The sequence below is a fragment of the Streptomyces sp. NPDC034037 genome, from assembly GCF_055575715.1.
Genome location: NZ_JBVISC010000011.1, coordinates 119,991 through 145,149, shown reverse-complemented (window position 1 = coordinate 145,149; position 25,159 = coordinate 119,991). Strand labels below are relative to the sequence as shown.

Here is a 25,159-nt window from a genome sequence, read left to right as displayed (position 1 = left end):
CCCTGCCGAGCGACCCCACCCCGATGGAGCATGACCGGCCGCCCGTCCCACCCCTAATCTGCGAGAAACCCCCGTCGAACCAGGCAATCCCGTCGCCCGGCGCCGGCACAGCCGTTCAACCCGAGAAATACAGGAGCCCCGCATGAGCGACATCCCGCAGGAGCGCCGCGTCGTCACCGCCATTCCCGGTCCGAAGTCGCAGGAACTGCAGGCCCGCCGTGCCGCCGTGGTCGCCGGTGGTGTGGGCTCCGTGCTGCCCGTCTTCACCGCTCGCGCGGACGGCGGCATCATCGAGGACGTCGACGGCAACCGGATGATCGACTTCGGCTCCGGCATCGCCGTGACGTCCGTGGGCGCCTCCGCCGAGGCCGTGGTGCGCCGCGCCTCCGCCCAGCTCCAGGACTTCACGCACACCTGTTTCATGGTCACGCCGTACGAGGGCTACGTGGCCGTCGCCGAGGCGCTCGCCGAGCTGACGCCGGGCGACCACGAGAAGAAGTCGGCGCTGTTCAACTCCGGCGCCGAGGCCGTCGAGAACGCCGTCAAGATCGCCCGTGCGTACACCAAGCGCCAGGCCGTCGTCGTCTTCGACCACGGCTACCACGGCCGTACGAACCTCACGATGGCGCTGACCGCCAAGAACATGCCGTACAAGCACGGCTTCGGCCCGTTCGCCCCCGAGGTCTACCGCGTCCCGGTCGCCTACGGCTACCGCTGGCCGACCGGCGCCGAGAACGCCGGCCCCGAGGCCGCCGAGCAGGCCATCGACCAGATCACCAAGCAGGTCGGCGCGGAGAACGTCGCCGCGATCATCATCGAGCCGGTGCTCGGCGAGGGCGGCTTCATCGAGCCCGCGAAGGGCTTCCTGCCCGCCATCGTGAAGTTCGCGAACGACAACGGCATCGTCTTCGTGGCGGATGAGATCCAGTCCGGCTTCTGCCGCACCGGCCAGTGGTTCGCCTGTGAGGACGAGGGCATCGTCCCCGACCTGATCACCACCGCCAAGGGCATCGCGGGCGGTCTGCCGCTCGCCGCCGTGACCGGCCGCGCCGAGATCATGGACGCCCCGCACGCGGGCGGCCTCGGCGGCACCTACGGCGGCAACCCGGTGGCCTGCGCCGGTGCGCTCGGCGCCATCGAGACGATGAAGGAGCTCGACCTCAACGCCAAGGCGAAGAGCATCGAGGCCACCATGAAGGCCCGCCTCACCGCGATGGCCGAGAAGTTCGACATCATCGGTGACGTCCGCGGCCGCGGCGCCATGATCGCCGTCGAGCTGGTCAAGGACCGCGCGACCAAGGAGCCCAACCCGGAGGCCACCGCCGCCCTGGCCAAGGCTTGCCACGCGGAGGGCCTGCTGGTCCTGACCTGCGGCACTTACGGCAACGTGCTGCGCTTCCTGCCGCCGCTGGTCATCGGTGACGAACTGCTGAACGAGGGCCTGGACATCATCGAGGGCGCCTTCGCCGGGCTCTGAGTCCGGACGGGCGTCGGGGCGGGCGTCGGGGCGTGTGAAGAAGGTGTGCGGGCCCCATGGCAGGTTGCCGAGGTGCCTGTCGGCCCGCCCCCCTCTGCCGTACGGTTTTCCGCAGATGAGAGAGACACCCCGCCCACAGGAAACGGTGGGCGACGCCAGGGCGGAGCCTCCCCGGCCCCGTCCCGGCCGTGCCTTCGCGCACACCCCCGGGGCCCCTGGCCCCGGAACTCCTCACCGATCGGACGGCCGCACGCCCCACACCCCCCGGGGCGCGCGGCGCCCCGGTCCTCCCGACCGCCCCGGAACCTCCCCCCCTGTTCCGGGGCGGTCGTGCCTTTTTCTCGTGCCGGCTCTCGGGGCCCTGCTCTTCGCGCTGTGCACCTGGCAGGTCGTGGCGGGCGGGCCGTTGCGCCGCGCCGACGAGCGCCTGGGGCGGGCCGTCGCGGGCTGCGGTTTCCCCGAGGGCGTCGCGGAGTTCCTCGCCGATCTCGGCAACGCGAGTGTCGCCGTGCCGGTCCTCGTCGCCGTCATTGCCCTGGTGACCTGGCGCGGGCGTCGCGCCGGTGCGCCCCGCTGGTGGCTGCCCGGCGCCGCCTGCGCCCTCGCCCTGGCCGCGGTGCCCGCGCTCGTCGTCCCGCTCAAGGCGGCCGTCGGGCGGCCCGGCCCGCCCGGCATGCCCGGCCACGACGGCTTCTACCCCTCGGGCCACACGGCGACGGCCGCCGTCGCCTATGGAGGGGCGGCGCTGCTCCTGCTGGCGCTGCCGCGCTCTTCGTACGGGCGCGTCGCCCTGCTCATCGGCTGCGCGGCGCTGAACCTCGCCGTCGGCTTCGGTCTCGTCCGGCGCGGGTATCACTGGCCGCTGGACGTGGTGGCCTCGTGGCTGCTGTGCGGGGTGCTGCTCCAGATCGTGGCGGTGGCGGTGGGGCGGCTGCAAAGGCTCACCGCTCCTGATCCCGGGCCCCCTGCGTGAGGCCCGCGGCCGCCTCGTGCATCGCCAGTTCGAGCAGCGCGGGGTCCGTCAGGGTGCCCGAGCCGTCGGGGGCGATCAGCCAGCGGACGCCGCTCGCGGCGCGGCCCGGGTGGGGCACGACGATCCAGGTGCCGTGCCCCGCGCCGCGCACGCCCGTGCCGAGCCAGCGGGCCGCCGTGCCGGCCGGGACGAAGAAACCCGTGCGCCCGTCCCCGAAGTCGGTGAGCACCGGCCCGGGGCGGTCCACGCAGCGGCTCAGCACGTCCAGCGTCGGACGGCCGAGGTCGCCGGGCAGAATCAGCACGTCCCAGCGGCGCCCGGCGGGCAGCAGCGCGACGCCGAGGGGGTTGCGCTCCCATTCCCAGCGGCAGGCGTCCGGATCCGGTGCCACCGACACCAGCCATTCGACCGCCGCCCTCGCTCCCGAGCCACCCGAGCCAGTCATGGCGGGACCTCCCTTTCCTGTACGACAACGGTGCGCGTCACAGGAGAGAGAGGCCCCGGGGCGGATCATTACGCGAGTTCGCCTACTTGCCGGTAGCGCGGCGGCGCGCGGTGAGCCCACCGGCGTACGCCGTGACCGTGATCCGACCGGCGTGCGCCGGTTCAGCTGTCGAAGCCGAGGCCCAGTCTGTCCATCGTCTTCAGCCAGAGGTTGCGCTTGCCGCCGTTGGCGTCGGAGCGGGCCAGCGACCATTTGGTGAGCGCGACACCGGTCCACGCGAACGGCTCGGGCGGGAACGGCAGCGGCTTGGTGCGGACCATCTCCAGGCTCGTGCGCTCGGTCCGCTCGCCGGAGAGCAGGTCCAGCATCACGTCGGCGCCGAACCGGGTGGCCCCGACACCGAGACCCGTGTACCCGGCCGCGTAGGCGACGCGCCCCTGGTGCGCCGTGCCGAAGAACGCCGAGAACCGCGAGCAGGTGTCGATCGCGCCGCCCCAGGCGTGCGTGAAGCGGACCCCCTCCAGCTGGGGGAAGCAGGTGAAGAAGTGCTCGGCGAGCTTCGCGTACGTCTCGGGCCGGTCGTCGTACTCGGCGCGCACCTTCCCCCCGTACGGGTAGATCGCGTCGTAGCCGCCCCACAGGACGCGGTTGTCGGCGGAGAGGCGGAAGTAGTGGAACTGGTTCGCGCTGTCGCCGAGCCCCTGCCGGTTCCGCCAGCCGATCGCGGCGAGCTGCTCGCCGGTCAGCGGCTCGGTCATCAGCGCGTAGTCGTAGACCGGGACGGTGTACGCGCGGATCCGCTTGACGAGCGAGGGGAAGATGTTCGTGGCGAGCGCGACCTGGCGGGCGAAGACCCTGCCGTACGGCGTGCGGACCGCCATTCCGGCGCCGGACCGGGCCAGTTCGAGGGCGGGCGTGTGCTCGTAGACGCGTACGCCCTTCTCCAGGCAGGCCCGCTTCAGGCCCCAGGCCAGCTTCGCCGGGTGCAGCATGGCGACGCCGTCGCGGTCCCACAGGCCGCCGAGGAACGTCGGTGAGTCGACCTGCTCGCGCACGGCGTCCGCGTCGAGGAGTTCGGCGCCGCCGGCCAGGCCGTGGGCGGTCATCTCTTCGTACGTCTCGCGCAGTTCGGCCACCTGGTGCGGCGCGGTGGCGACGTCGATCTCACCGGTGCGTTCGAAGTCGCAGTCGATGGAGTAGCGCTTGACGGCCGCCTCGATCGCGTCGAGGTTGCGGGCGCCCAGCTCCTCCAGCTTCTCGATCTCGCCGGGCCAGCGGGCCAGGCCGTTGGCGATGCCGTGCGTGAGGGAGGCGGCGCAGAAGCCGCCGTTGCGGCCGGAGGCGGCCCAGCCCGCCTCGCGGCCCTCGACGAGGACGACCTCGCGGCGCGGGTCGCGCTCCTTGGCGTTGAGCGCGGTCCACAGGCCGCTGTAGCCGCCGCCGACGACGAGCAGGTCGCACCGGTCGTCGCCGGTGAGGGCGGGCTCGGGGGCGGGCCTGCCGGGGTCGTCCAGCCAGTACGAGACCGGCTGGGCGTCGGAGAGGGACTTGGTCCAGCGGGTCATGGCGCTTGGGGCCATGATTTCCACTCCTTCAGAAATTGCGGGGGTGATGAGATTTCTTACCGGGACTTCTTACCGGGACTTCTTGCCGGGACTACTGGGACTGCTTGTTGCGGCGCTTGCCGGCCAGCATTCCGGCGAGTACGAGCAGCACCGCGACGAGGAACATCGCCGTACCGATCACATTGATCTGAACGGGCGTACCGCGCTGTGCCGATCCCCAGACGAACATGGGGAAGGTCACGGTCGAGCCCGCGTTGAAATTCGTGATGATGAAATCGTCGAAGGAGAGCGCGAAGGCGAGCAGCGCGCCCGCCGCGATGCCCGGGGCGGCGATGGGCAGCGTGACCCGCAGGAAGGTCTGCACGGGGCCGGCGTAGAGGTCCTGGGCGGCCTGTTCCAGGCGGGGGTCCATCGACATGACGCGCGCCTTGACGGCGGTCACCACGAAGCTGAGGCAGAACATGATGTGGGCGATGAGGACGGTCCAGAAGCCCAGCTGCGCGCCCATGTTGAGGAAGAGCGTGAGCAGCGAGGCGGCCATGACGACCTCGGGCATCGCCATCGGCAGGAAGATCAGCGAGTTGATGGCGCCGCGCGCCCGGAAGCGGTAGCGCACCAGGGCGAAGGCGATCATCGTGCCGAGCACGGTCGCACCGATCGTCGCCCAGGTGGCGATCTGCAGGCTCAGGCTGAGCGAGCCGCACATGTCGGCGACGCCGCACGGATCTTTCCAGGCGTCGGTGGAGAACTCCTGCCAGGAGTAATTGAAGCGCCCCTTCGGCTTGTTGAAGGAGAACACGGTGACGACGACGTTCGGCAGGAGCAGATAGGCGAGCGTGCACAGGCCCGCGATGACGACGAGATTGCGCCGCAGCCAACGAAGAACAGCCATCAGACCAGATCCTCCGTTCCGGACTTGCGGATGTAGAAGGTCACCATGAAGAGAATGGCGGCCATGAGGATGAAGGACAGGGCGGCCGCCGTCGGGTAGTCCAGGATGCGCAGGAACTGCGTCTGGATGACATTGCCGACCATGCGGGTGTCGGTCGAGCCGAGCAGGTCCGCGTTGACGTAGTCGCCCGCGGCCGGGATGAAGGTGAGCAGCGTCCCGGAGACGACGCCGGGCATGGAGAGCGGGAACGTCACCTTGCGGAAGGTCGTGGACGGTTTGGCGTAGAGGTCGCCGGCCGCCTCGTGCAGCCGTCCGTCGATGCGCTCCAGCGAGGTGTAGAGCGGCAGGATCATGAACGGCAGGAAGTTGTAGGTGAGGCCGCAGATCACCGCGAGCGGGGTGGCGAGGACCCGGTCGCCGGAGGTGACGCCCAGCCAGCTCGTGACGTCCAGGACGTGCAGGGAGTTGAGGGCGCCCACCAGAGGGCCGCCGTCCGCGAGGATCGTCTTCCACGCCAGCGTACGGATGAGGAAGCTGGTGAAGAACGGCGCGATGACCAGGACGAGGATGATGTTGCGCCAGCGGCCCGCGCGGAACGCGATGAGGTAGGCGAGCGGGTAGCCGAGCAGCAGGCACAGGACGGTGGCGGCGCCGGCGTAGAACACCGAGCGCAGGAACTGCGGCCAGTACTCGGTGAGGGCGTCCCAGTAGGTGGCGAAGTGCCAGGTGACCTTGAAGCCGTCTTCGAGCGAGCCGGTCTGCACGGATGTGGAGGCCTGGTAGACCAGCGGCAGCGCGAAGAAGACGATCAGCCAGAGGATGCCGGGGAGCAGCAGCCAGTAGGGGACGAGGCGGCCGCGCCTGCGGGTCTTGCGGGGCGCCGGCCCCGGGGTCCCGGGGTCTTTCGCCGGGGGCGCTTCGGTGGGGGCGGTGGTCATGCGGAGGCGTCCTCCTCGACCTTCGCGGCGCCGGCCTCGATGTCCTGGGCGGCGTCCAGGCCGAAGGTGTGCGCGGGGTTCCAGTGCAGGACGACCTCGGCGCCCGGGGTGAGGCGGCCGTCGCGCTCGATGTTCTGCGCGTACACCTCGAAGGAGTCGCAGGCCGGGCTGTCGATGACGTACTGCGTGGAGACGCCGATGAAGCTGCTGTCGGCGATGCGTCCGGTGACGCGGTTGCGGCCGGCGGGGATCTGGCCCGCGTCGTCGGTGTGCGTGAGGGAGATCTTCTCGGGCCGTACGCCGACCAGGATGCGGCTGCCGGTGGCGGTGGGGCCGGTACATCGGGCGGCGGGCAGCGTCAGCGTGCAGTCGCCCGCCTTGAGGATCAGGTCGTCGCCGCTCTCCGCCGTCACCTCGGCCCCGATGAAGTTGGAGGTGCCGAGGAAGTTGGCGACGAAGGTGGTGCGCGGGTTCTCGTAGAGGTCGGCGGGGGCGCCGAGCTGCTCGACGCGGCCGCCGTTCATCACGGCGACGGTGTCGGCCATGGTCATGGCCTCCTCCTGGTCGTGCGTGACGTGGACGAAGGTGATGCCGACCTCGGTCTGGATGCGCTTGAGTTCCAGCTGCATCTGGCGACGCAGTTTGAGGTCGAGGGCGCCGAGGGGCTCGTCGAGCAGGAGCACCTTGGGGTGGTTGATCAGCGCGCGGGCGACGGCGACGCGCTGCTGCTGGCCGCCGGAGAGCTGGTGCGGCTTCTTGCGGGCCTGTTCGCCGAGCTGGACGAGGTCGAGCATCTCGCCGACCTGCTTCTTCACGGACTTGATGCCGCGGCGGCGCAGGCCGAAGGCGACGTTCTCGAAGATGTCCAGGTGCGGGAAGAGCGCGTAGGACTGGAAGACGGTGTTCACGGGCCGCTTGTACGGCGGCAGGGCCGTGACGTCCTGCTCGCCGAGGTGGACGGTGCCCGAGCTGGGCTCCTCCAGGCCGGCGATCATGCGCAGCGTGGTGGTCTTGCCGCAGCCCGAGGCGCCGAGCAGCGCGAAGAAGGAGCCCTGCGGCACGGTGAGGTCGAGAGGATGCACGGCGGTGAAGGAGCCGTACGTCTTGCTGATCCCGGTGAGACGGACGTCGCCGCCGTGTTCTTGAGCAGTCGTCATGATGGGTCCAGGGGAATCGAGGGGGAACAGAGGCGCCCCGTCAGGGGCGCGGGGCTGTGACACTTGTGGCTCCGCCACGGGACTTTCACCACACGCCCTAGACGCCGGTGAGCTTCGCGAACTTCTCCTCGTACGCGGTCTCTTCCTTGGGAGTCAGCGACCGGAACGCCCGGGACTTCTCCTTCATCTCCTTGTCGGGAAGGATCAGCGGGTTCGACGCCGCGTCCTTGTCGATCCTCGCGAGGGAGTCCCGCACCCCGTCCACCGGGCACACGTAGTTGATGTAGGCGGCGAGGCGGGCCGCCGGTTCGGGCTCGTAGTAGTAGTCGATGAGCCGCTCGGCGTTCTTCTTGTGGCGCGCCTTGTTCGGGACGAGCAGGTTGTCCGTGGACGTGATGTAGCCCTGGTCCGGGATGTGGAAGCCGATGTCCGGGTTGTCCGCCTGGAGCTGTACGACGTCGCCGGCCCAGCCGAGACAGGCGGCCATGTCGCCCTTGGCGAGGTCCGACGTGTAGTCGTTGCCGGTGAAGCGGCGGATCTGCTTCTTGTCGACGGCCTTCTGGAGGCGGGCGATGGCCGCGTCGAAGTCGTCGTCGGAGAAGTCCGCGGGATTCTTGCCCATGTCGAGAAGCGTCATGCCGACGGTGTCGCGCATCTCGGAGAGGAATCCGACCCGCCCGCGCAGCTTGGGGTCCTCCAGCAGCTGCGCCACCGAGGTGATCTTCTTCCCGCCGGTCGCCTTCTTGTTGTAGGCGATGACGGTGGAGATGCCGGTCCAGGGATACGAGTAGGAGCGGCCGGGGTCCCAGTCGGGGGTGCGGAACTGGCTGGAGAGGTTCGCGTACGCGTGCGGCAGGTTCGCGGGGTCCAGTTTCTGGACCCACCCGAACCGGATGAGCCGGGCGGCGAGCCAGTCCGTGACGCAGATGAGGTCGCGGCCGGTCTCCTGGCCCGCGGCGAGCTGCGGTTTGACCTTCCCGAAGAACTCGACGTTGTCGTTGATGTCCTCGGTGTACTTGACCGTGATCCCGGTGCGTTTCGTGAACGCCTCCAGGGTGGGCCGCCGGTTCTCGTCCTTGTCGTCGACGTCCATGTACTCGGTCCAGTTGGAGAAGGTGATGTGCTTCTCCCGCGCCGAGTGGTCGTCGGACGAGACCTCGCCCTGCCGCTTGCCCGCCGCGGGGATCCCGCAGGCGCTCAGCGCCCCGAGACCGCCGAAGGCGAGCGCGCCGCCCGTGGAGGCGCGCAGCAGGGAACGGCGGGTCAGGGAGCCCCTGCCGTTTCGCAGACTGCGCCGCATGGCGGCCCATTGGGCCGGGGACAGGCTGTCGGGCTGGTTCTGCTCCATGCGCGTGGTTGCCCTTTCGGGAATCAGGCGGCCGCTGGTCGGGCGGCCTGTGACGACGTGGCTACGTGACTAGCGGTCCCCGAAGATCGTGCGGTGCCAGTCCTTGCGGACCACCGCGGTGTTGTCAAACATGACGTGCTTGATCTGCGTGTACTCCTCGAACGAGTACGCGGACATGTCCTTGCCGTAGCCGGACGCCTTGTAGCCGCCGTGCGGCATCTCGCTGAGGATCGGGATGTGGTCGTTGACCCAGACGCACCCGGCCTTGATCTCCCGGGTGGCGCGGTTCGCGCGGAACACGTCGCGGCTCCAGGCGGAGGCGGCGAGACCGTAGGGGGTGTCGTTGGCGAGCCGGATGCCCTCGTCGTCGCCGTCGAAGGGCAGCACGACCAGCACCGGCCCGAAGATCTCGGACTGCACGATCTCGCTGTCCTGCGCCGCGTCCGTGACGAGGGTGGGCCGGTAGTAGGCGCCCGGGTGGGCGAGCGCCTCGCCGCCGGTCACCACGCGCGCGTAGGAGCGGGCGCGCTCGACGAACCCGGCGACGCGGTCGCGGTGCGCGTGGGAGATGAGCGGCCCCATGTCGGTGCTCGGGTCGAACGGGTCGCCGAGCCGCACGCTCCGCATGAGGTCGGCGACACCCTGCACGAAGGCGTCGTAGAGCGGGCGTTGGACGTACGCGCGCGTGGCGGCCGTGCAGTCCTGCCCGGAGTTGATGAGCGCTCCGGCGACCGCGCCGTGCACGGCGGCCTCGAGGTCGGCGTCGTCGAACACCACGAAGGGCGCCTTGCCGCCGAGTTCCAGGTGCAGCCGCTTGACGGTGGCGGTGGCGATCTCCGCGACGCGCTTGCCGACGCCGGTGGACCCGGTGAAGGAGGTCATCGCGACGTCGGGATGGCCCACGAGGTGCTCACCGGCGTCCCGGCCCGCGCCCGAGACGACGTTGACGACACCGTCCGGGATACCGGCCTCGGTGGCGGCCCGCGCGAAGAGCAGCGAGGTGAAGGGGGTCAGCTCGGCGGGCTTGAGGACGATGGTGTTGCCGGCCGCGATGGCCGGCAGGACCTTCCAGGCGGCCATCTGGAGCGGGTAGTTCCAGGGCGCGATGGACCCGACGACGCCGATGGGCTCCCGGCGTACGTAGGAGGTGTGGTCCCCGGTGTACTCACCGGCCGACTGGCCCTGGAGATGCCGGGCCGCGCCCGCGAAGAAGGCGGTGTTGTCGACCGTCCCCGGGACGTCGAACTCCCGGCTCAACTTGATCGGCTTGCCGCACTGCAACGACTCGGCCTGCGCGAACTGCTCGGCGCGGTCGGCCAGGACGCCGGCGAAGCGGTGCAGGGCGTCGGAGCGCTCGCCCGGGGTGGCGCCGGCCCAGCCGGGGAACGCCTCGGCTGCGGCGGCGACGGCGGCGTCCACGTCGTCGCGCCCGGCGAGTTCGTACGTGTGGACGTCGTCGCCCGTCGCGGGGTCCACGACGGTGTGGGTCCGGCCGGACGTGCCCTTGACCGGGCGGCCGGCGATGTACTGCGCGCCGTCCGCGAAGTGGTCCCGCGCCTGGAAGTTGTGCATGACGCTCTCCTCCGCCGCCCGCCCCGTCCCGCCGGGGTCGACGTAGCTCCAGATCGATTTGAGTGCCGATCCTGACAGAGCAGTGATGGTCCAACAAGTGATTCCGTTGTTGCCTTTTGGTTACGCGACGGAATCTGTCGACCAGGTGTCGAGTCGTCCCGGAAAACCCGGGACGGAGTGTCCGTGGTGCGTGCCAGACTCGCGTGCATGACGGGAATCGAGTCGATCCGCTCGGTGAAAGCGCTGGTCGGCGCGGTGCGCGCGGGCGAGAAGGTGAAGTACCTGCACTTTTGGGGACATACGCCGAGACGGGACGGTTCGCTCGGCGCGAGCTGCCTCAGCCAGTGGTGGCCGGCGCCCTTCACCGTGGACGGCGTGCGGTACGCGACCGCCGAGCACTGGATGATGGCGGCCAAGGCCCGCCTCTTCGGCGACCCGGACGCGGAGCGGACCGCCCTCGCGGCGCGGACCCCCGCGGAGGCGAAGACGGCGGGGCGGCTCGTACGGGGCTTCGACGAGGCGACGTGGGCGCGCGAGCGGTTCGGGATCGTGGTCGAGGGCGGCGTGCACAAGTTCTCCGCGGATCCGGCGCTGCGGGACTTTCTGCGGGGGACGGGATCGCGGGTCCTGGTGGAGGCGAGCCCCCTGGACCGGGTCTGGGGCGTGGGCCTGGCCGCGGACGACCCGCGCGTGGAGGACCCCGAGAAGTGGCGGGGCCCCAACCTGCTGGGCTTCGCGCTGATGGAGGCGCGGTCCCGCCTCTGACCGGCGGGGCGCCTCAGGCGCTTCGGGGCGTCAGGCGCTTCGGGGCGTCGCGGCCTCGCCGGGCGCGGGGGCGCCTGTCGCGGCGGAGTCCTGCCGGGCCGGCCGGGTCAGCCGCTTCCGTACGAGACGGCGTTGCGCCGCCACCGTCACGAGCACGCCCGCGCCGAGGACCGGCCAGGCGAGCGGGCCCGCCGCGATCACGGCGGTGACCAGGAGCGGTCCGCCGCTGCGCTGGGCCGACGAGGACAGCCCGTGCACCCCGAGGTAGGCACCCTGGGCGTCGTCGGGGGCGAGCGCGATCGACAGCTCCCAGGAGGCGATGGCGTGGAGTATCTCCGCGAAGGTGAGCGCGGTCGCCGCGACCGTGAGGGCGGCGACGGCGAGCCACGTGTCGCCGAGCGTGGAGACGGTCAGGGCGGCGCACCCGGCGACGAAGCAGGCCGCCAGGGGGAGCAGGAGTGCGCGGGCCCGGTCGGGGGTGCTGCCGAACCGGGACAGCGGTACCTGGCAGCAGACGACCAGTACGCAGTTGAGCACCATGAGGAGCGGCGCGAGACCGTGCGGGGCGTCGGTGGCGTGGACGATCCACAGCGGGATGCCGACCTGGAGCACCGCGTCGTCGAGGAAGAGGGCCGCCTCGGTCAGGGTGAAGAGCAGGTAGGAGCGGTCGCGCCAGGGGTTGGACGGCGGGGCGACCGGTGCGGTGGCCGTGGAGTCGGTGATCATGCGGGTCGGTGAAGGCGGTTCGCCGCAGCGCAGGGTGAGCGCCGCGGCGGCGAGGAAGCTGAGTACGTTGCCGACGAGCAGCGCCTGGTAGGCGTGGGTGGTGCCGACGGCGAGCGCGAGCGCACCGGCGAGACCGCCGATGGCCCAGCCCGCGTTGGAGACGGTGCGCTGCACGGCCTGGTACGTGGTGCGGTTCGGGCCCGCGACGCGGGCGGCGTACAGCTTGGTGAGCACGTTGGCACCGCGGTCGGCGAGGCTGTTGACGGCCGAGTACAGCAGGAGCAGCGCGAAGTGGTCGGTGGTGAGCAGGGCCAGCAGCGCGACGGCCTGCTGGAGTTGGGCGCCGATGATGACGCGGGTGACCGGGAAGCGGTCGGCGAGGTGGCCCGCGAGCGGCGCACCCGCGATGCCGGCGGCGCCCGAGACGCCCAGGAGCGTGCCGACCTCCGCCACGGACAGGCCGGTGACCAGGGTGAAGTAGAGAGCGGCCGCCCCCATCCACAGGCCGGTCCCCGCCTTGTTGACCAGAGCGATCCAGAGCATGCGGCGGCCGTCGGCACCCCCCGGTATGCGTGCGTACAGCGCGGACCGTCGACGAGCGAGGCTCACCCATCCCCCCTTGACCCAGCGTTTTGTATCGGTACATACTTACTTCTGTGGCAGCACAATATTCGATCAGTGGGTCGACCGCCAAGGGCATTACCGCGTCGGTCGAACAGGCCGTGGCCGACGGCGGGTTGGCGCCGGGCGCCGCGCTGCCCCCGGTGCGCCGGCTCGCCGACGAGCTCGGGGTCAGCGCCGGCACGGTGGCGACGGCCTACAAGGAACTGCGGCAGCGCGGCATCGTGGTGACACGCGGTCGGGGCGGCACGGTCGTGGCACAGGCCCCGGCGGTCGGGACCCGCAGGCCGCCCAGAGCCCCGGGGGGAGTACGCGACCTGGCGGGCGGACATCCGGACTCCGCTCTGCTGCCGGTCCTGGCGCCACCTGCCCGGGTGGAGCCGGTGGGCGGTTCGCACCGCGCGGCGCCGCGCCTCGCGGAGCTGGAGGACGTGGCCCGGGAGTGGTTCGCGCGGGACGGGGTGCCCGCGGAGCGGGTGACCTTCGCGCACGGAGCGCTGGACTGCATGGCCCGGCTCCTGTCGGTGGAGCTGAAGCCGGGCGACGCGGTGGCCGTGGAGGACCCGGGCTTCCACCATCTCCTCGACCTCGTGCCGGCGCTCGGCCTGCGCATGGTGCCGGTGGCCGTGGACGACGAGGGCATCGGGCCGGAACCGCTGCGGCGGGCGCTGCGGGCGGGCGCCAGGGCTCTGGTGTGCAGCCCGCGCGGGCAGAATCCGACGGGCGGCCGCTTCACCGCGGCGCGGCGCGCGGCGCTGCTCGACGTCCTCGGCGGTCACCCGGACGTGCTCGTCGTCGAGGACGACCACAACGCCGAGGTGGCGGGGGCGGCCCCGCACTCGCTGGCGACCGGTGGACTCGCGCGCTGGGCGCAGGTGCGCACCGTCTCCAAGCACCTGGGCATCGACCTGCGGTGGGCGGCCCTCGCCTGCGACGCCACCACGCTGGCCAGGCACGAGGGGCGGATGCTGCTCACCTCGGGGTGGGTCAGTCACGTCCTGCAGGAGACGGTCCGGCGGACGATGACCGACCCCGTGGCGCGCGAGGTGGTGGGCCGGGCCGAGCGCGCCTACGCGGAGCGGCGCGAAGCGCTGATCCGTGAGCTCGCGCGGCACGGGATCGCGGCGCGGGGGGCGAGCGGGATGAACGTATGGGTGCCCGTACGGGACGAGTCCGCGGTCGTCAACGGACTGCGCTCGCGGGGGTGGTGGGTGGCCGCGGGGGCGCGCTTCCGCATCGCCGCGCCCACCGCCGTGCGTGTCACCACGGCCGCGCTGGGGACGGCGGACGCCGCCCGGCTGGCCGCGGACTTCGCCGCCGTGCTGGACGAGTCCGAGGCCACGTACGGGGGGTGAGCCCGCGCCGCGCCCGGGACGCCGGCTAAGACCCGGCGACCGGCATGGCCGTTGTCGCCGACATGGCTGAACGGCCCGCGTCCATGTCCTCGTCCGGCACCACGAGGAGGACCACCAGCAGGGCCACGCCCAGCACGATGCCGACCGCGCCGCAGATGATCCCGGCGAGGGCCTGGCCCCCGTTGGTCGCCTCGCCCCGCCGCGCCCTCCCGCGTCCCACCGCGCCGAAGATCACCGCGAGGACGCCGAGCACGATGGGCAGCGGCCCCAGGAAGAAGACGACGGTCGCGATGACGCCGAGGACCAACGCGGCGACCCCCATCCCGTTCGCGGGCGCCCCCGGCATGCCCGGCCAGCCGTATCCGGGCCCGCCCTGACCGACGGGGTAGCCCCCAGGCCCCGGGTACCCGTACGGCGACTGCGGCTGCGGCTGCCCCGGCCCGTCCGGCGAGATCGGCGGCGGCGGCACCGGTTCTCCGGGCACCGCGAAGGGGTAGGCGTCTGCCGCGTGCGGGGACGCTCCCGGCATGGGGGTGGCCGTCCACCGACGGTGCGCCCCTTGGTCGCGGGGCGACTGGCTTCGGGGGGACTGTCCGTGGGCCGGCTCACCGGGGGCCGGCTGGGCGTAGGGCCACTGGCCATAGGGCGTCGACGGCCCCCGCCTCTTCTTCCGCGGCGTCGTGTCCTCCGGCGGCGGCGCCCACGGGTCGCGCTCCTCCGGCGCCCCCGCGCCACCCGCGCCGCCCGCGCCGGGCACCGCGTCGTCGTCCTCGGGCTTCGCGGACATGGCGGGTCACCCCTTCCCTGCGTTCCGTCATGCTACGGCCCCCGCTTCCCCCGGGCCCATCGCCGCCTACGATGATCCCGACCCACCCGATCAGCCGATCAAGTCCGTTCCTGGGGAGGAAACCGTGACCGAGCAGCAGCAGCCCGCAGCCGCGACAGCCGAAGACCCGCACGCCTTCATCGCAGGACTGCCCAAGGCGGAGCTGCACGTGCACCACGTCGGCTCGGCCTCCCCCCGCATCGTCTCCGAGCTGGCCGCCCGGCACCCGGACTCCGCCGTGCCGACCGACCCCGAGGCGCTCGCCGACTACTTCACGTTCACCGACTTCGCGCACTTCGTGCAGGTCTACCTCTCCGTCGTGGACCTGATCCGCACCCCGGAGGACGTCCGCCTGCTCACCTACGAGGTGGCCCGGGACATGGCCCGGCAGAACGTGCGCTACGCCGAGCTGACCATCACCCCGTACTCCTCCGTCCGTCGCGGCATCGACGACCGCGCCTTCATGGACGCCATCGAGGACGCCCGCAAGGCCGCCGAGGCGGAGTTCGGCACGGTGCTGCGCTGGTGCTTCGACATCCCCGGCGAGGCCGGTCTGACGGCGGCCGAGGAGACGCTGCGGCTCGCCACCGACGAGAAGCTGCGCCCTGAGGGGCTGGTCTCGTTCGGGCTCGGCGGCCCCGAGATCGGTGTCCCGCGTCCGCAGTTCAAGCCCTACTTCGACCAGGCCATCGCGGCCGGCCTGCGCTCCGTACCGCACGCGGGCGAGACGACCGGGCCCCAGACCGTCTGGGACGCCCTGGTCCACCTCGGCGCCGAGCGCATCGGCCACGGCACCACCTCCGCGCAGGACCCGAGGCTCCTCGCCCACCTCGCCGAGCACCGCGTCCCGCTGGAGGTCTGCCCGACCTCGAACATCGCCACGCGCGCGGTGCGCACCCTGGACGAACACCCGCTCAAGCAGTTCGTGGACGCCGGTGTGATCGTGACGATCAACTCCGACGACCCGCCGATGTTCGGCACCGACCTGAACAACGAGTACGCCGTCGCGGCCCGCCTCCTCGGCCTGGACGAGCGCGGCATCGCGGCCCTCGCCAAGAACGCGGTCGAGGCGTCCTTCCTCGACCCGGCGGGCAAGGCCCGGATCGCCGCCGAGATCGACACGTACACGGAGACGTGGCTCGCCCCGTGATCCGCCGGCACCACACAATGGGTCCATGCGCACCGTGACAGCTGTGGCCCACCGAGGCGATCCCTACCGTGTCCGCGAGAACACCCTCCCTTCCCTGCGCTCCGCGTTCGAACGGGGCGCGGACGCGGTGGAGATCGACGTCCGCCTGAGCAGTGACGGTGTACCCGTCCTGCTGCACGACGCGACGCTCGAACGGCTGTGGGGGTACGCGCGTCCGCTCGGCGCCCTGTCCGCCGCCGAGCTGGACGGTCTCACCGAGGGCGGCGTGCCGACGCTCGAAGCGGCCCTCGCGGCCACGGAGGGCCGCCGGATCATGATCGACCTGCCGGGCGCGACGCACGACGCCGTCCGTACGGTCGTCGGGACCGTCGCGGAGTGCGGGGCGGCCGAGCGCGTGTACTACTGCGCGGGCGGTCAGACGATGCTCGCGCTGCGCGACGCCGATCCGGCCGCGGAGATCGCGCTGACCTGGACCACGCTGGCCCCGCCCCGCCGCGTACTGCTCGACGCGGTGAAGCCGCGCTGGCTCAACTACCGCTTCCCGCTCGTCGACGGCGAGCTGGTCCGCCAGGTGCACCGGGACGGTTTCCTCGTCTCGGCGTGGACCCCGGACACGCGCCGCTCGATGCGCCGGCTGCTCGACGCGGGGGTGGACGCCATCACCACCAACCGCATCGACGTCCTGGAGTCGCTGCGCGCCTCCTGAGACATCGGGGGCGCGTCGGGCGCACCTCGGGGTACCCGGACGGGATGAACGACATTCTGGTGGGGACCTGTTCGTGGACGGACCGCGCGCTGCTGGCCAGCGGCTGGTACCCGCGGGGGTTCAAGGACGCCGAGGGGAGGCTGCGGCACTACGCCGGCCGTTTCCCGGTGCTGGAGGTGGACGCGACCTACTACGCGCTCCCCCGCGAGGAGACCTGCCGGCTGTGGGCGGACCGCACGCCGGACGGCTTCCGCTTCGACGTGAAGGCGTTCTCCCTGCTCACCGGGCACCCGACCCGGCAGGCGGCCCTGCCGCCGGATCTGCGGGGCGAACCGGTAGGCCCCTGGCTGCTCGACGCCGTGTGGCAGCGTTTCAGCGGGGCGCTCGAACCGCTGCGCCGGGCGGACCGGCTGGGGACGCTGCTCTTCCAGTTCCCGCCGTGGTTCACCCCGGGGCCCCGGGCGGAGAAGGCGCTGCACGAGTGCGCCGAACGCGCGGCGGGCTGGCCGGTGGCCGTGGAGTTCCGCCACCCCGCGTGGTGGCACGAGGACCAGCGGGCCCGCAGCGAGGCGCTGCTGACGGAGCTGGACCTGGCGGCGGTCGCGGTGGACACGGCGCAGGGCCTGTCCGGCTCCATGCCCCCCGTGGCCCCGGTCACCGCGGCGCGGCACGCGGTGGTCCGCTTCCACGGTCGCAGTGCGGCGTGGGGCACCGGTTCCAAGGAGGACAAGTTCCGGCACGTGTACGCGGCGGCGGAACTCGCCGAGTGGGTCCCGCGGATACGCTCCATGGCCGAGCGCGCCGACGAGGTCCACGTGCTGTTCAACAACTGCTGCGGGGATGCGGCGGTCCGTGCGGCCGAGTCGATGAGCCGACTCGTCGCCTCGGACTCCCCGGAAGCCCCCGAGCCCCCCGAGGCCCCCGAGGCCCCCGAGGCCCCCGACGACGCGATGCTCCCCCTGGACTGGACGCCCCTAGGGGACAACCCCGGGGACTCCCCCGGCACGTAGGCTCCTTGACCCCGGTGCGGTCCAGGGCACGCACCCTCCCTGCGGACGATCCACCGCCCCGCCATGATCACGAGGATGAGGACACCAGGTACCAGACCACAACCGCACCAGGAGTCCCCGTGAAGGTCCCCGCCCGCGCCACTCTCGCCACCGCCCTCATCCTCGGCCTGACCGGCGCCGCGACCGCCCCCGCCCTCGCGCACACCCCGGCCCGCGGGACGACCGTGGACGCCCTCTCGGCCCGCCCCGACTCGGCCCGCCCCGACTCCAAGGCCCTGCGCGAGGCGATCAAGGGGCTGCCGAACGCCGACGCGACCGCGGCCCTCGTCCGCGTCGGCGGCACGGACGGCACCTGGCGCGGCAGTGCGGGCGTCCACGACCTGGTCACGCACCGTCAGGCCGACCCGCGGGGCCGGTTCCGCGCCGGGTCCACGACCAAGATCGTGACGGCTGCCGTCGCCCTGCAACTGGCCGCCGAGGGCGCGCTCGACCTGGACGAGCCGGTGCAGCACTACATGCCGGAACTGTTCGGGAACGAGTTCCGGCCCATCCCCGTCCGCAGCCTCCTGAACTACACCAGCGGCCTCAAGCCGGGCGACGGCTTCGACGACGAATACGCCCACCGCTACGACACGTTGGACCCGCGGACCGTCGTCGCCTCCGCCCTCGCCAAGGGCCCCCAGCACGACCCGGGCGCCGAGCAGCACTACCGCAACATCGGCTACACCGTGCTCGGTCTGCTGATCGAGAGGGTCACCGGAGACACGTACGCCCATCAGGCCCGGCAGCGGATCTTCGAGCCGCTGCACATGCGCGACACGTACTTCCCGGGCACCGACCCCCGTATCCGCGGGCCGCACAACCGCGGCTACCAGACGATGGAACGCCCGGACGGCACGGCCCGGCTGGTGGACGTCACCGAGTGGAACCAGTCCGACCGCTTCGCGGCGGGCGACATGATCTCATCCACGGCCGACCTGGAGACCTTCACACGGGCCCTTTTCGGGGGACAGGTACTGCCGGACGCCCAGCTGAAGGAGATGCTCACGCTGCCCCGCCTCGCGCCGGGCGTCCCCGAGGCGGTCTACGGCGGGGGCCCGCAGCACATGAAGATCGGCGGCAAGGACATCTGGCTCAAGACCGGCGCACGCTACGGCTACACGAACCTGATCGCCGCCACCGAGGACGGCTCACGCACCCTCGTCTACTCGGTCAACGCGACCGACGCGAAGGGCTCGGGCAAGAACCCGGTGGCCGAGCGCATCGTCGGGGCCGCGCTGCAGTGAGAGACCTGACCGGCCGACCTACGTGCCGTTCCGGAAGCCGCCGCCGTGGTCCACGTGGCGGTACGCCGCCGAGGACGCCTGGCACGCCCGTGCGGCGCCGCCGTTCCTGAGGCGGCGCCGCACGGAGTCCCGGGCCGGTTACTTCGCGGACTCCACCGCGTGGCCGCCGAACTGGTTGCGCAGCGCGGCGATCATCTTCATCTGCGGGGAGTCGTCCTGGCGGGACGCGAAGCGGGCGAAGAGGGACGCGGTGATCGCCGGGAGCGGGACCGCGTTGTCGATGGCCGCCTCGACGGTCCAGCGGCCCTCCCCGGAGTCCTGCGCGAAGCCGCGCAGCTTCTGAAGGTGCTCGTCGTCGTCCAGCGCGTTGACCGCGAGGTCCAGCAGCCAGGAACGGATGACCGTGCCCTCCTGCCAGGAGCGGAAGACCTCGCGCACGTCCGTGACCGAGTCGACGGCCTCCAGCAGCTCCCAGCCCTCGGCGTAGGCCTGCATCATGGCGTACTCGATGCCGTTGTGGACCATCTTGGAGAAGTGGCCGGCGCCGACCTTGCCCGCGTGGACGTAGCCGAAGTCGCCCTCCGGCTTGAGGGCGTCGAAGACCGGCTTGACGCGGGCGACGTGCTCGTCGTCGCCGCCGACCATGAGCGCGTAGCCGTTCTCCAGGCCCCAGACGCCGCCGGAGACACCGCAGTCCACGAAGCCGATGCCCTTGGCCTTCAGCTCCTCGGCGTGCTTCTCGTCGTCCGTCCAGCGGGAGTTGCCGCCGTCGACCACGATGTCGCCCTCGGACAGGAGGTCCTTCAGTTCGTCCACGGTCGACTGGGTGGCCGCGCCCGCCGGGACCATCACCCAGACGACGCGCGGGCCTTCGAGCTTGTCGACCAGTTCGGCGAGCGAGGCGACGTCGGAGACGTCGGGGTTGCGGTCGTAGCCGATGACGGTGTGGCCGGCGCGGCGGATGCGCTCGCGCATGTTGCCGCCCATCTTGCCGAGGCCGATGAGTCCGAGCTGCATGTCAGTTGCTCTCTTTCCGGGGGTCAGCGGAGGTCGGGGTTCAGGAGGTGCGGCCGCGCAGGGCGCGGTAGGTGGCGACGAGCGCCTGCGTGGAGGCGTCCAGGCCGGGGACCTCGGCGCCCTCGGTGAGGGCGGGCTCCACGCGCTTGGCGAGGACCTTGCCGAGTTCGACGCCCCACTGGTCGAAGGAGTCGATGTTCCACACGGCGCCCTGGACGAACACCTTCTGCTCGTAGAGGGCGATGAGCTGGCCGAGGACCGAGGGCGTCAGCTCCTTGGCGAGGATCGTCGTCGTGGGGTGGTTGCCCTGGAACGTCTTGTGCGGGACCAGTTCCTCCGGCACACCCTCGGCGCGCACCTCATCGGGCGTCTTGCCGAACGCGAGGGCCTGGCCCTGCGCGAAGAGGTTGGCCATCAGCAGGTCGTGCTGCGCGGCCAGCTCGCCCAGCTCCTCGACGGGCTTCGCGAAGCCGATGAGGTCGGCGGGGATCAGCTTCGTGCCCTGGTGGATGAGCTGGTAGTAGGCATGCTGACCGTTGGTGCCGGGGGTGCCCCAGACGACCGGGCCCGTCTGCCACCGCACCGGGCGGCCCTCGCGGTCCACGGACTTGCCGTTGGACTCCATGTCGAGCTGCTGGAGATAGGCGGTGAACTTCGACAGGTAGTGCGAGTACGGCAGCACCGCGTGCGACTGCGCGTCGTGGAAGTTTCCGTACCAGATGCCCAGCAGGCCCATCAGGAGCGGCGCGTTGGCCTCGGCGGGTGCCGTGCGGAAGTGCTCGTCCACGAGGCGGAAGCCGTCCAGCATCTCGTGGAAGGCGTCCGGGCCGATGGCGATCATCAGGGAGAGGCCGATGGCGGAGTCGAAGGAGTAGCGGCCGCCGACCCAGTCCCAGAACTCGAACATGTTGGCCGTGTCGATGCCGAAGTCGGAGACCTTCTCGGCGTTCGTCGACAGGGCCACGAAGTGCTTGGCCACGGCCGCCTCGTCGCCGAGGGAGGCCAGCAGCCAGGCGCGGGCGGCCTTGGCGTTGGTGATCGTCTCGATGGTGGTGAACGTCTTCGAGGCGATGACGAACAGCGTCTCGGCGGGGTCGAGGTCGCGGACGGCCTCGTGGAGGTCGGCGCCGTCGACGTTGGAGACGAAGCGGACGGTGAGGTCGCGCGCGGTGTAGGGGCGCAGCGCCTCGTAGGCCATCGCGGGGCCGAGGTCGGAGCCGCCGATGCCGACGTTGACGACGTTCTTGATGCGCTTGCCGGTGTGGCCGGTCCACTCGCCCGAGCGGACCTTCTGCGCGAAGGCGGCCATCTTGTCGAGGACGGCGTGCACCTTCGGCACGACGTTCTCGCCGTCGACCTCGATCACGGCGTCGGCGGGTGCCCGCAGGGCCGTGTGCAGGACGGCGCGGTCCTCGGTGGTGTTGATCTTCTCGCCGCGGAACATGGCGTCGCGCTGCCCGAACACGTCGGTGGCGGCGGCCAGTTCCTGGAGGAGGGCGAGCGTCTCGTCGGTGACGACGTGCTTGCTGTAGTCGATGTGCAGGTCGCCGACCTGGACGGTGTAGCGCTCGGCGCGCCCCGGGTCGGCGGCGAACAGGTCGCGCAGGTGGGTGCCGTTGAACTTGGCGCGGTGGTCCTCCAGCGCGGTCCACTGGGGGCGGCGCGTCAGGAGGGGCTTGCTGTCCTTGGTGTCAGGCATGGTGAACGGACTCCTTGGTACCGAGGGCGTCTCCGTGCAGCGCGACGGCGTACATCTCGTCGGCGTCGAGGCGGCGCAGCTCTTCGGCGATCAGCTCGGCCGTCGAGCGCACCTTCAGGGCGAGGGTGCGCGCGGGCTGGCCGGGCAGGGACAGGGTGGCGAGGGGGCCCTCGGGGCGGTCGATGCGGATCTCCCCGTCGGCCGTGCCGAGGCGGACCGCCGTGACGACGGGCCCGGCGGTGGTGACGCGCTCGACCGCGACGCCCAGCCGGGCGCCGAGCCAGCGCGCGAGCAGTTCGGCGCTCGGGTTGTCGGCCTCGGACTCGACGGCGGCCGACGTCACCTCGACGCGGGCCTGGTCGAGGGCGGCGGCCAGCATGGAGCGCCAGGGCGTGAGGCGGGTCCAGGCGAGGTCGGTGTCGCCGGGGGCGTAGGACGCGGCGCGGGCCGCGAGGGCGGCGAGCGGGTCCTCGACGGCGTACGCGTCGGTGATGCGGCGGGCCGCGAGGGCGCCCAGCGGGTCCTTGGCGGGATGTTCCGGCGCGTCGACCGGCCACCAGACGACCACGGGGGCGTCGGGCAGGAGCAGCGGCAGGACGACGGAGTCGGCGTGCTGGCCGACCTCGCCGTACAGGCGCAGGAACACGGTCTCGCCGGTGCCGGCCTCGGAGCCGACCCGCACCTCTGCGTCCAGGCGGTTGCCCTGGCGGTCGCGCGGGGAACGGGCGGTGCGCCGGATGACGACGAGGGTGCGCGAGGGGTGCTCGCGGGAGGCCTCCTCGGCCGCCTTGACCGAGTCGTAGGCGTTCTCCTCGTCGGTGACGATGACCATCGTCAGGACCACGCCGACGGCGGGCGTGCCGATGGCCCGGCGTCCTTCCACGAGCGCCTTATTGATCTTGCTTGCCGTGGTGTCGGTCAGATCGATCTTCATGGCCTGCGCCAGCTCCGTCCGTCTCGTGCGAGCATCTCGTCCGCTTCCTCGGGGCCCCAGCTGCCCGAGGCGTACCGGGCGGGCCTGCCATGGTGGTCCCAGTGCTCCTCGACGGGGTCGAGGATGCGCCAGGACTCCTCCACCTCCTCCGTGCGCGGGAAGAGGTTGGCGTCGCCCAGCAGCACGTCCAGGATCAGCCGCTCGTACGCCTCCGGGCTGGACTCGGTGAACGACTCGCCGTAGGCGAAGTCCATCGACACGTCGCGGATCTCCATCGACGTACCCGGGACCTTCGAGCCGAAGCGCACGGTCATGCCCTCGTCGGGCTGGACGCGGATGACGATGGCGTTCTGGCCGAGCTCCTCGGTGGCCGTGGAGTCGAACGGCGAGTGCGGGGCGCGCTGGAAGACGACCGCGATCTCGGTGACGCGGCGGCCCAGGCGCTTGCCGGTGCGCAGGTAGAAGGGGACGCCCGCCCAGCGGCGGTTGTCGACCTCCAGTTTGACGGCGGCGTAGGTGTCGGTCTTCGACGCGGGGTCGATGCCGTCCTCCTGGAGGTAGCCCCTGACCTTCTCGCCGCCCTGCCAGCCCGCGGCGTACTGGGCACGGACCGTGGAGGCCGCGAGGTCGTCGGGCAGGCGCACCGCCTTGAGGACCTTCAGCTTCTCCATCACGAGCGACTCGGCGTCGAACGCGGCCGGCTCCTCCATGGCGGTCAGCGCCATCAGCTGGAGGAGGTGGTTCTGGATGACGTCGCGGGCGGCACCGATGCCGTCGTAGTAGCCGGCGCGGCCGCCGATGCCGATGTCCTCGGCCATCGTGATCTGCACGTGGTCGACGTACGACCGGTTCCAGATGGGCTCGTACATCTGGTTGGCGAAGCGCAGCGCCAGGATGTTCTGGACGGTCTCCTTGCCGAGGTAGTGGTCGATCCGGAACACCTGGTCCGGGGCGAACACCTCGTGCACGATCGCGTTCAATTCCTTGGCCGACGCGAGGTCGTGGCCGAAGGGCTTCTCGATGACGGCGCGGCGCCAGGAGCCCTCGGGGGCGTCCGCGAGGCCGTGCTTCTTGAGCTGCTGGACGACCTTGGGGAAGAACTTCGGCGGTACGGAGAGGTAGAAGGCGTAGTTGCCGCTCGTGCCGCGCTTGTCGTCCAGCTCCTCGACGGCCTCCCGCAGCTGGCGGAAGGCGGTGTCGTCGTCGAAGTCGCCCGGGATGAAGCGCATGCCGTCGGCGAGCTGCTGCCAGACCTCCTCGCGGAAGGGCGTACGGGCGTGCTCGCGCACCGAGTCGTGGACGACCTGGGCGAAGTCCTGGTCCTCCCACTCGCGGCGGGCGAACCCGAGGAGCGAGAAGCCCGGCGGGAGCAGTCCGCGGTTGGCGAGGTCGTAGACGGCCGGCATCAGCTTCTTGCGGGACAGGTCGCCGGTGACGCCGAAGATGACGAGCCCGGAGGGGCCGGCGATGCGCGGCAGGCGCCGGTCGCGGGGGTCCCTGAGGGGGTTGTGCCAGTCGGTGGCGCTCACTTGGTGCCGGCCTCCTTGTCCCGCAGGCGGGTGGCGACCGTGCCGAGCAGGTCGGTCCAGGCGGCCTCGAACTTGGCGACGGCCTCGTCCTCCAGCTGCTGGACGACCTCGTCGTAGGAGATGCCGAGCTTCTCGACGGCGGCCAGTTCGGCGCGGGAGGCGTCGTAGGTGCCGGTGACCGCGTCGCCGTGGATGTCGCCGTGGTCGGCGGTGGCCTTGAGGGTGGCCTCCGGCATGGTGTTGACGGTGCCGGGGGCGGCCAGCTCGTCGACGTACAGGGTGTCCTTGTACGCCGGGTCCTTGACGCCCGTCGAGGCCCACAGCGGGCGCTGCTTGTGGGCGCCCGCGGCCTCCAGGCGGGCGGCGCGGTCGGAGGCGAAGACCTGCTCGTAGGCCTCGTAGGCGAGGCGGGCGTTGGCGAGGGCGGCCTTGCCCTTGAGGGAGGCGGCCTCGTCCGTGCCGACCTTCTCGAGGCGCTTGTCGATCTCGGAGTCGACGCGCGAGACGAAGAAGGAGGCCACCGAGTGGATGCCGGCCAGGTCGATGCCGCGCTCGTGCGCCTTCTCCAGGCCCGCGAGATAGGCGTCCATGACGGCCTTGTAGCGCTCCAGGGAGAAGATCAGCGTGACGTTGACCGAGATGCCGAGGCCGATGACCTCGGTGATGGCGGGCAGGCCGGCCTCGGTCGCCGGGATCTTGATCATGACGTTCGGGCGGTCGACGAGCCAGGCGAGCTGCTTGGCCTCGGCGATGGTGGCGGCGGTGTCGTGGGCCAGGCGCGGGTCGACCTCGATGGACACGCGGCCGTCGCGGCCGCCGGTCGTGTCGTACACGGGGCGCAGCACGTCGGCGGCGGCGCGGACGTCGGCGGTGGTCATCATGCGGACGGCCTCCTCGACGGTGACCCGGCGCACGGCCAGGTCGGCGAGCTGCTCCTCGTAGCCCGCGCCGGAGCCGATGGCGGCCTGGAAGATCGAGGGGTTCGTGGTGACGCCCACGACGTGGCTCTTCTCGATCAGTTCGGCGAGGTTGCCGGACTCGATGCGGGTGCGGGAGAGGTCGTCCAGCCAGATGGAGACGCCTTCGTCGGACAGGGCCTTCAGGCGCGCGGCGGCGGTGGCGGGGGCAGCGGGTGCGGCGCTGGTCATGTGTGTCATCTTCTTTCGGG

The 25,159-nt window shown here is 71.6% G+C and carries 22 protein-coding genes; 8 read left to right on the top strand and 14 right to left on the bottom strand.

What is annotated here, in order from left to right; all coding sequences use genetic code 11:
- The first annotated feature begins 142 nt into the window (after window positions 1-142).
- Entirely contained in the window at window positions 143-1,477 is a 1,335-nt protein-coding gene (gabT, locus tag ACZ516_RS30515) for a 4-aminobutyrate--2-oxoglutarate transaminase (RefSeq protein WP_469012769.1), read from the top strand.
- Between the two features lie 343 nt (window positions 1,478-1,820).
- Window positions 1,821-2,450 carry a phosphatase PAP2 family protein gene (locus ACZ516_RS30510; protein WP_469012766.1) on the top strand — a complete coding sequence of 210 codons (630 nt, stop codon included), beginning with the start codon at window positions 1,821-1,823 and terminating at the stop codon, window positions 2,448-2,450.
- Here ACZ516_RS30510 and ACZ516_RS30505 read toward each other — a convergent pair.
- The 7 genes from ACZ516_RS30505 to ACZ516_RS30475 form a co-directional block, all read right to left on the bottom strand.
- Window positions 2,419-2,895 carry a bifunctional DNA primase/polymerase gene (locus tag ACZ516_RS30505; protein WP_358913834.1) on the bottom strand — a complete coding sequence of 159 codons (477 nt, stop codon included), beginning with the start codon at window positions 2,893-2,895 and terminating at the stop codon, window positions 2,419-2,421. The two genes, ACZ516_RS30510 and ACZ516_RS30505, sit on opposite strands and share 32 nt — an antisense overlap.
- 161 nt (window positions 2,896-3,056) lie before the next feature.
- The gene (locus ACZ516_RS30500) at window positions 3,057-4,475 is read right to left on the bottom strand and encodes an NAD(P)/FAD-dependent oxidoreductase (protein ID WP_469012764.1); all 1,419 of its coding nucleotides are present in this window, start codon (window positions 4,473-4,475) and stop codon (window positions 3,057-3,059) included.
- A 76-nt stretch (window positions 4,476-4,551) separates the two neighbouring features.
- Window positions 4,552-5,352 (bottom strand): ABC transporter permease, encoded by an 801-nt coding sequence (locus tag ACZ516_RS30495; protein WP_358698014.1) that lies wholly within the window; start codon window positions 5,350-5,352, stop codon window positions 4,552-4,554.
- Window positions 5,352-6,290 carry an ABC transporter permease gene (locus ACZ516_RS30490; protein WP_469012762.1) on the bottom strand — a complete coding sequence of 313 codons (939 nt, stop codon included), beginning with the start codon at window positions 6,288-6,290 and terminating at the stop codon, window positions 5,352-5,354. Before ACZ516_RS30490 ends, ACZ516_RS30495 begins: the two co-directional genes overlap by 1 nt.
- Window positions 6,287-7,447 (bottom strand): ABC transporter ATP-binding protein, encoded by a 1,161-nt coding sequence (locus tag ACZ516_RS30485; RefSeq protein ID WP_361083342.1) that lies wholly within the window; start codon window positions 7,445-7,447, stop codon window positions 6,287-6,289. The genes ACZ516_RS30490 and ACZ516_RS30485 overlap by 4 nt, the downstream gene beginning before the upstream one ends.
- A 97-nt stretch (window positions 7,448-7,544) precedes the next feature.
- Window positions 7,545-8,795 (bottom strand): ABC transporter substrate-binding protein, encoded by a 1,251-nt coding sequence (locus ACZ516_RS30480; protein ID WP_469012760.1) that lies wholly within the window; start codon window positions 8,793-8,795, stop codon window positions 7,545-7,547.
- Between the two features lie 69 nt (window positions 8,796-8,864).
- Complete coding sequence (locus tag ACZ516_RS30475) at window positions 8,865-10,367, bottom strand: gamma-aminobutyraldehyde dehydrogenase (RefSeq protein ID WP_361083340.1); 1,503 nt, start codon at window positions 10,365-10,367, stop codon at window positions 8,865-8,867.
- Window positions 10,368-10,574: 207 nt separating this feature from the next.
- Here ACZ516_RS30475 and ACZ516_RS30470 point away from each other — a divergent pair, with 207 nt between their 5' ends.
- Window positions 10,575-11,132, top strand: a complete 558-nt coding sequence (locus ACZ516_RS30470) for an NADAR family protein (RefSeq protein ID WP_469012757.1) — start codon at window positions 10,575-10,577, stop codon at window positions 11,130-11,132.
- A 30-nt stretch (window positions 11,133-11,162) separates the two neighbouring features.
- Here the strand turns inward: ACZ516_RS30470 and ACZ516_RS30465 are convergent, their stop codons facing one another.
- Entirely contained in the window at window positions 11,163-12,401 is a 1,239-nt protein-coding gene (locus tag ACZ516_RS30465; RefSeq protein WP_469012756.1) for an MFS transporter, read from the bottom strand.
- A gap of 113 nt (window positions 12,402-12,514) precedes the next feature.
- On the opposite strand from ACZ516_RS30465, the gene ACZ516_RS30460 reads away from it, so the two are divergent.
- The gene (locus ACZ516_RS30460) at window positions 12,515-13,834 is read left to right on the top strand and encodes an aminotransferase class I/II-fold pyridoxal phosphate-dependent enzyme (RefSeq protein WP_361083334.1); all 1,320 of its coding nucleotides are present in this window, start codon (window positions 12,515-12,517) and stop codon (window positions 13,832-13,834) included.
- Between the two features lie 25 nt (window positions 13,835-13,859).
- On the opposite strand, the gene ACZ516_RS30455 is transcribed toward ACZ516_RS30460, so the two are convergent.
- Window positions 13,860-14,621, bottom strand: a complete 762-nt coding sequence (locus tag ACZ516_RS30455; protein ID WP_469012753.1) for a DUF4190 domain-containing protein — start codon at window positions 14,619-14,621, stop codon at window positions 13,860-13,862.
- A 124-nt stretch (window positions 14,622-14,745) separates the two neighbouring features.
- On the opposite strand from ACZ516_RS30455, the gene ACZ516_RS30450 reads away from it, so the two are divergent.
- From ACZ516_RS30450 to ACZ516_RS30435, 4 genes are all read left to right on the top strand, one after another.
- A complete protein-coding gene (locus tag ACZ516_RS30450; protein ID WP_358579195.1) occupies window positions 14,746-15,810 on the top strand; it encodes an adenosine deaminase in 1,065 nt (354 codons plus the stop codon).
- A 25-nt stretch (window positions 15,811-15,835) separates the two neighbouring features.
- Entirely contained in the window at window positions 15,836-16,516 is a 681-nt protein-coding gene (locus tag ACZ516_RS30445) for a glycerophosphodiester phosphodiesterase (protein ID WP_358579193.1), read from the top strand.
- Between the two features lie 44 nt (window positions 16,517-16,560).
- Window positions 16,561-17,526, top strand: a complete 966-nt coding sequence (locus tag ACZ516_RS30440) for a DUF72 domain-containing protein (protein ID WP_469012752.1) — start codon at window positions 16,561-16,563, stop codon at window positions 17,524-17,526.
- Between the two features lie 119 nt (window positions 17,527-17,645).
- Window positions 17,646-18,812, top strand: coding sequence for a serine hydrolase domain-containing protein (locus ACZ516_RS30435; protein ID WP_469012749.1), 1,167 nt, complete (start codon window positions 17,646-17,648; stop codon window positions 18,810-18,812).
- Between the two features lie 138 nt (window positions 18,813-18,950).
- On the opposite strand, the gene gnd is transcribed toward ACZ516_RS30435, so the two are convergent.
- From gnd to tal, 5 genes are read right to left on the bottom strand one after another with little or no spacing between them, the layout of a single operon-like run.
- Window positions 18,951-19,856 (bottom strand): phosphogluconate dehydrogenase (NAD(+)-dependent, decarboxylating), encoded by a 906-nt coding sequence (gene gnd / locus ACZ516_RS30430; RefSeq protein WP_358913841.1) that lies wholly within the window; start codon window positions 19,854-19,856, stop codon window positions 18,951-18,953.
- A gap of 13 nt (window positions 19,857-19,869) precedes the next feature.
- Window positions 19,870-21,528: a glucose-6-phosphate isomerase gene (gene pgi, locus ACZ516_RS30425; protein ID WP_469012746.1), complete on the bottom strand. Its 1,659-nt coding sequence runs from the start codon at window positions 21,526-21,528 to the stop codon at window positions 19,870-19,872.
- A complete protein-coding gene (opcA, locus tag ACZ516_RS30420) occupies window positions 21,521-22,462 on the bottom strand; it encodes a glucose-6-phosphate dehydrogenase assembly protein OpcA (RefSeq protein ID WP_358579183.1) in 942 nt (313 codons plus the stop codon). The genes pgi and opcA overlap by 8 nt, the downstream gene beginning before the upstream one ends.
- A complete protein-coding gene (zwf, locus tag ACZ516_RS30415) occupies window positions 22,459-23,991 on the bottom strand; it encodes a glucose-6-phosphate dehydrogenase (RefSeq protein ID WP_361083321.1) in 1,533 nt (510 codons plus the stop codon). Before zwf ends, opcA begins: the two co-directional genes overlap by 4 nt.
- Complete coding sequence (tal, locus tag ACZ516_RS30410) at window positions 23,988-25,139, bottom strand: transaldolase (RefSeq protein WP_469012744.1); 1,152 nt, start codon at window positions 25,137-25,139, stop codon at window positions 23,988-23,990. The genes zwf and tal overlap by 4 nt, the downstream gene beginning before the upstream one ends.
- Window positions 25,140-25,159: the final 20 nt, after the last annotated feature.

Bases quoted from the DNA above. Each gene is read 5' to 3' on its own strand.
- ACZ516_RS30440 (WP_469012752.1), top strand. From the start codon at position 16,561: ATGAACGACATTCTGGTGGGGACCTGTTCGTGGACGGACCGCGCGCTG.
- ACZ516_RS30470 (WP_469012757.1), top strand. From the start codon at position 10,575: ATGACGGGAATCGAGTCGATCCGCTCGGTGAAAGCGCTGGTCGGCGCG.
- ACZ516_RS30495 (WP_358698014.1), bottom strand. From the start codon at position 5,352: ATGGCTGTTCTTCGTTGGCTGCGGCGCAATCTCGTCGTCATCGCGGGC.
- ACZ516_RS30485 (WP_361083342.1), bottom strand. From the start codon at position 7,447: ATGACGACTGCTCAAGAACACGGCGGCGACGTCCGTCTCACCGGGATC.
- ACZ516_RS30505 (WP_358913834.1), bottom strand. From the start codon at position 2,895: ATGACTGGCTCGGGTGGCTCGGGAGCGAGGGCGGCGGTCGAATGGCTG.
- ACZ516_RS30475 (WP_361083340.1), bottom strand. From the start codon at position 10,367: ATGCACAACTTCCAGGCGCGGGACCACTTCGCGGACGGCGCGCAGTAC.
- opcA (WP_358579183.1), bottom strand. From the start codon at position 22,462: ATGAAGATCGATCTGACCGACACCACGGCAAGCAAGATCAATAAGGCG.
- tal (WP_469012744.1), bottom strand. From the start codon at position 25,139: ATGACCAGCGCCGCACCCGCTGCCCCCGCCACCGCCGCCGCGCGCCTG.
- ACZ516_RS30445 (WP_358579193.1), top strand. From the start codon at position 15,836: ATGCGCACCGTGACAGCTGTGGCCCACCGAGGCGATCCCTACCGTGTC.
- ACZ516_RS30455 (WP_469012753.1), bottom strand. From the start codon at position 14,621: ATGTCCGCGAAGCCCGAGGACGACGACGCGGTGCCCGGCGCGGGCGGC.
- ACZ516_RS30465 (WP_469012756.1), bottom strand. From the start codon at position 12,401: ATGCTCTGGATCGCTCTGGTCAACAAGGCGGGGACCGGCCTGTGGATG.
- ACZ516_RS30480 (WP_469012760.1), bottom strand. From the start codon at position 8,795: ATGGAGCAGAACCAGCCCGACAGCCTGTCCCCGGCCCAATGGGCCGCC.
- pgi (WP_469012746.1), bottom strand. From the start codon at position 21,528: ATGCCTGACACCAAGGACAGCAAGCCCCTCCTGACGCGCCGCCCCCAG.
- ACZ516_RS30490 (WP_469012762.1), bottom strand. From the start codon at position 6,290: ATGACCACCGCCCCCACCGAAGCGCCCCCGGCGAAAGACCCCGGGACC.
- ACZ516_RS30500 (WP_469012764.1), bottom strand. From the start codon at position 4,475: ATGGCCCCAAGCGCCATGACCCGCTGGACCAAGTCCCTCTCCGACGCC.
- gabT (WP_469012769.1), top strand. From the start codon at position 143: ATGAGCGACATCCCGCAGGAGCGCCGCGTCGTCACCGCCATTCCCGGT.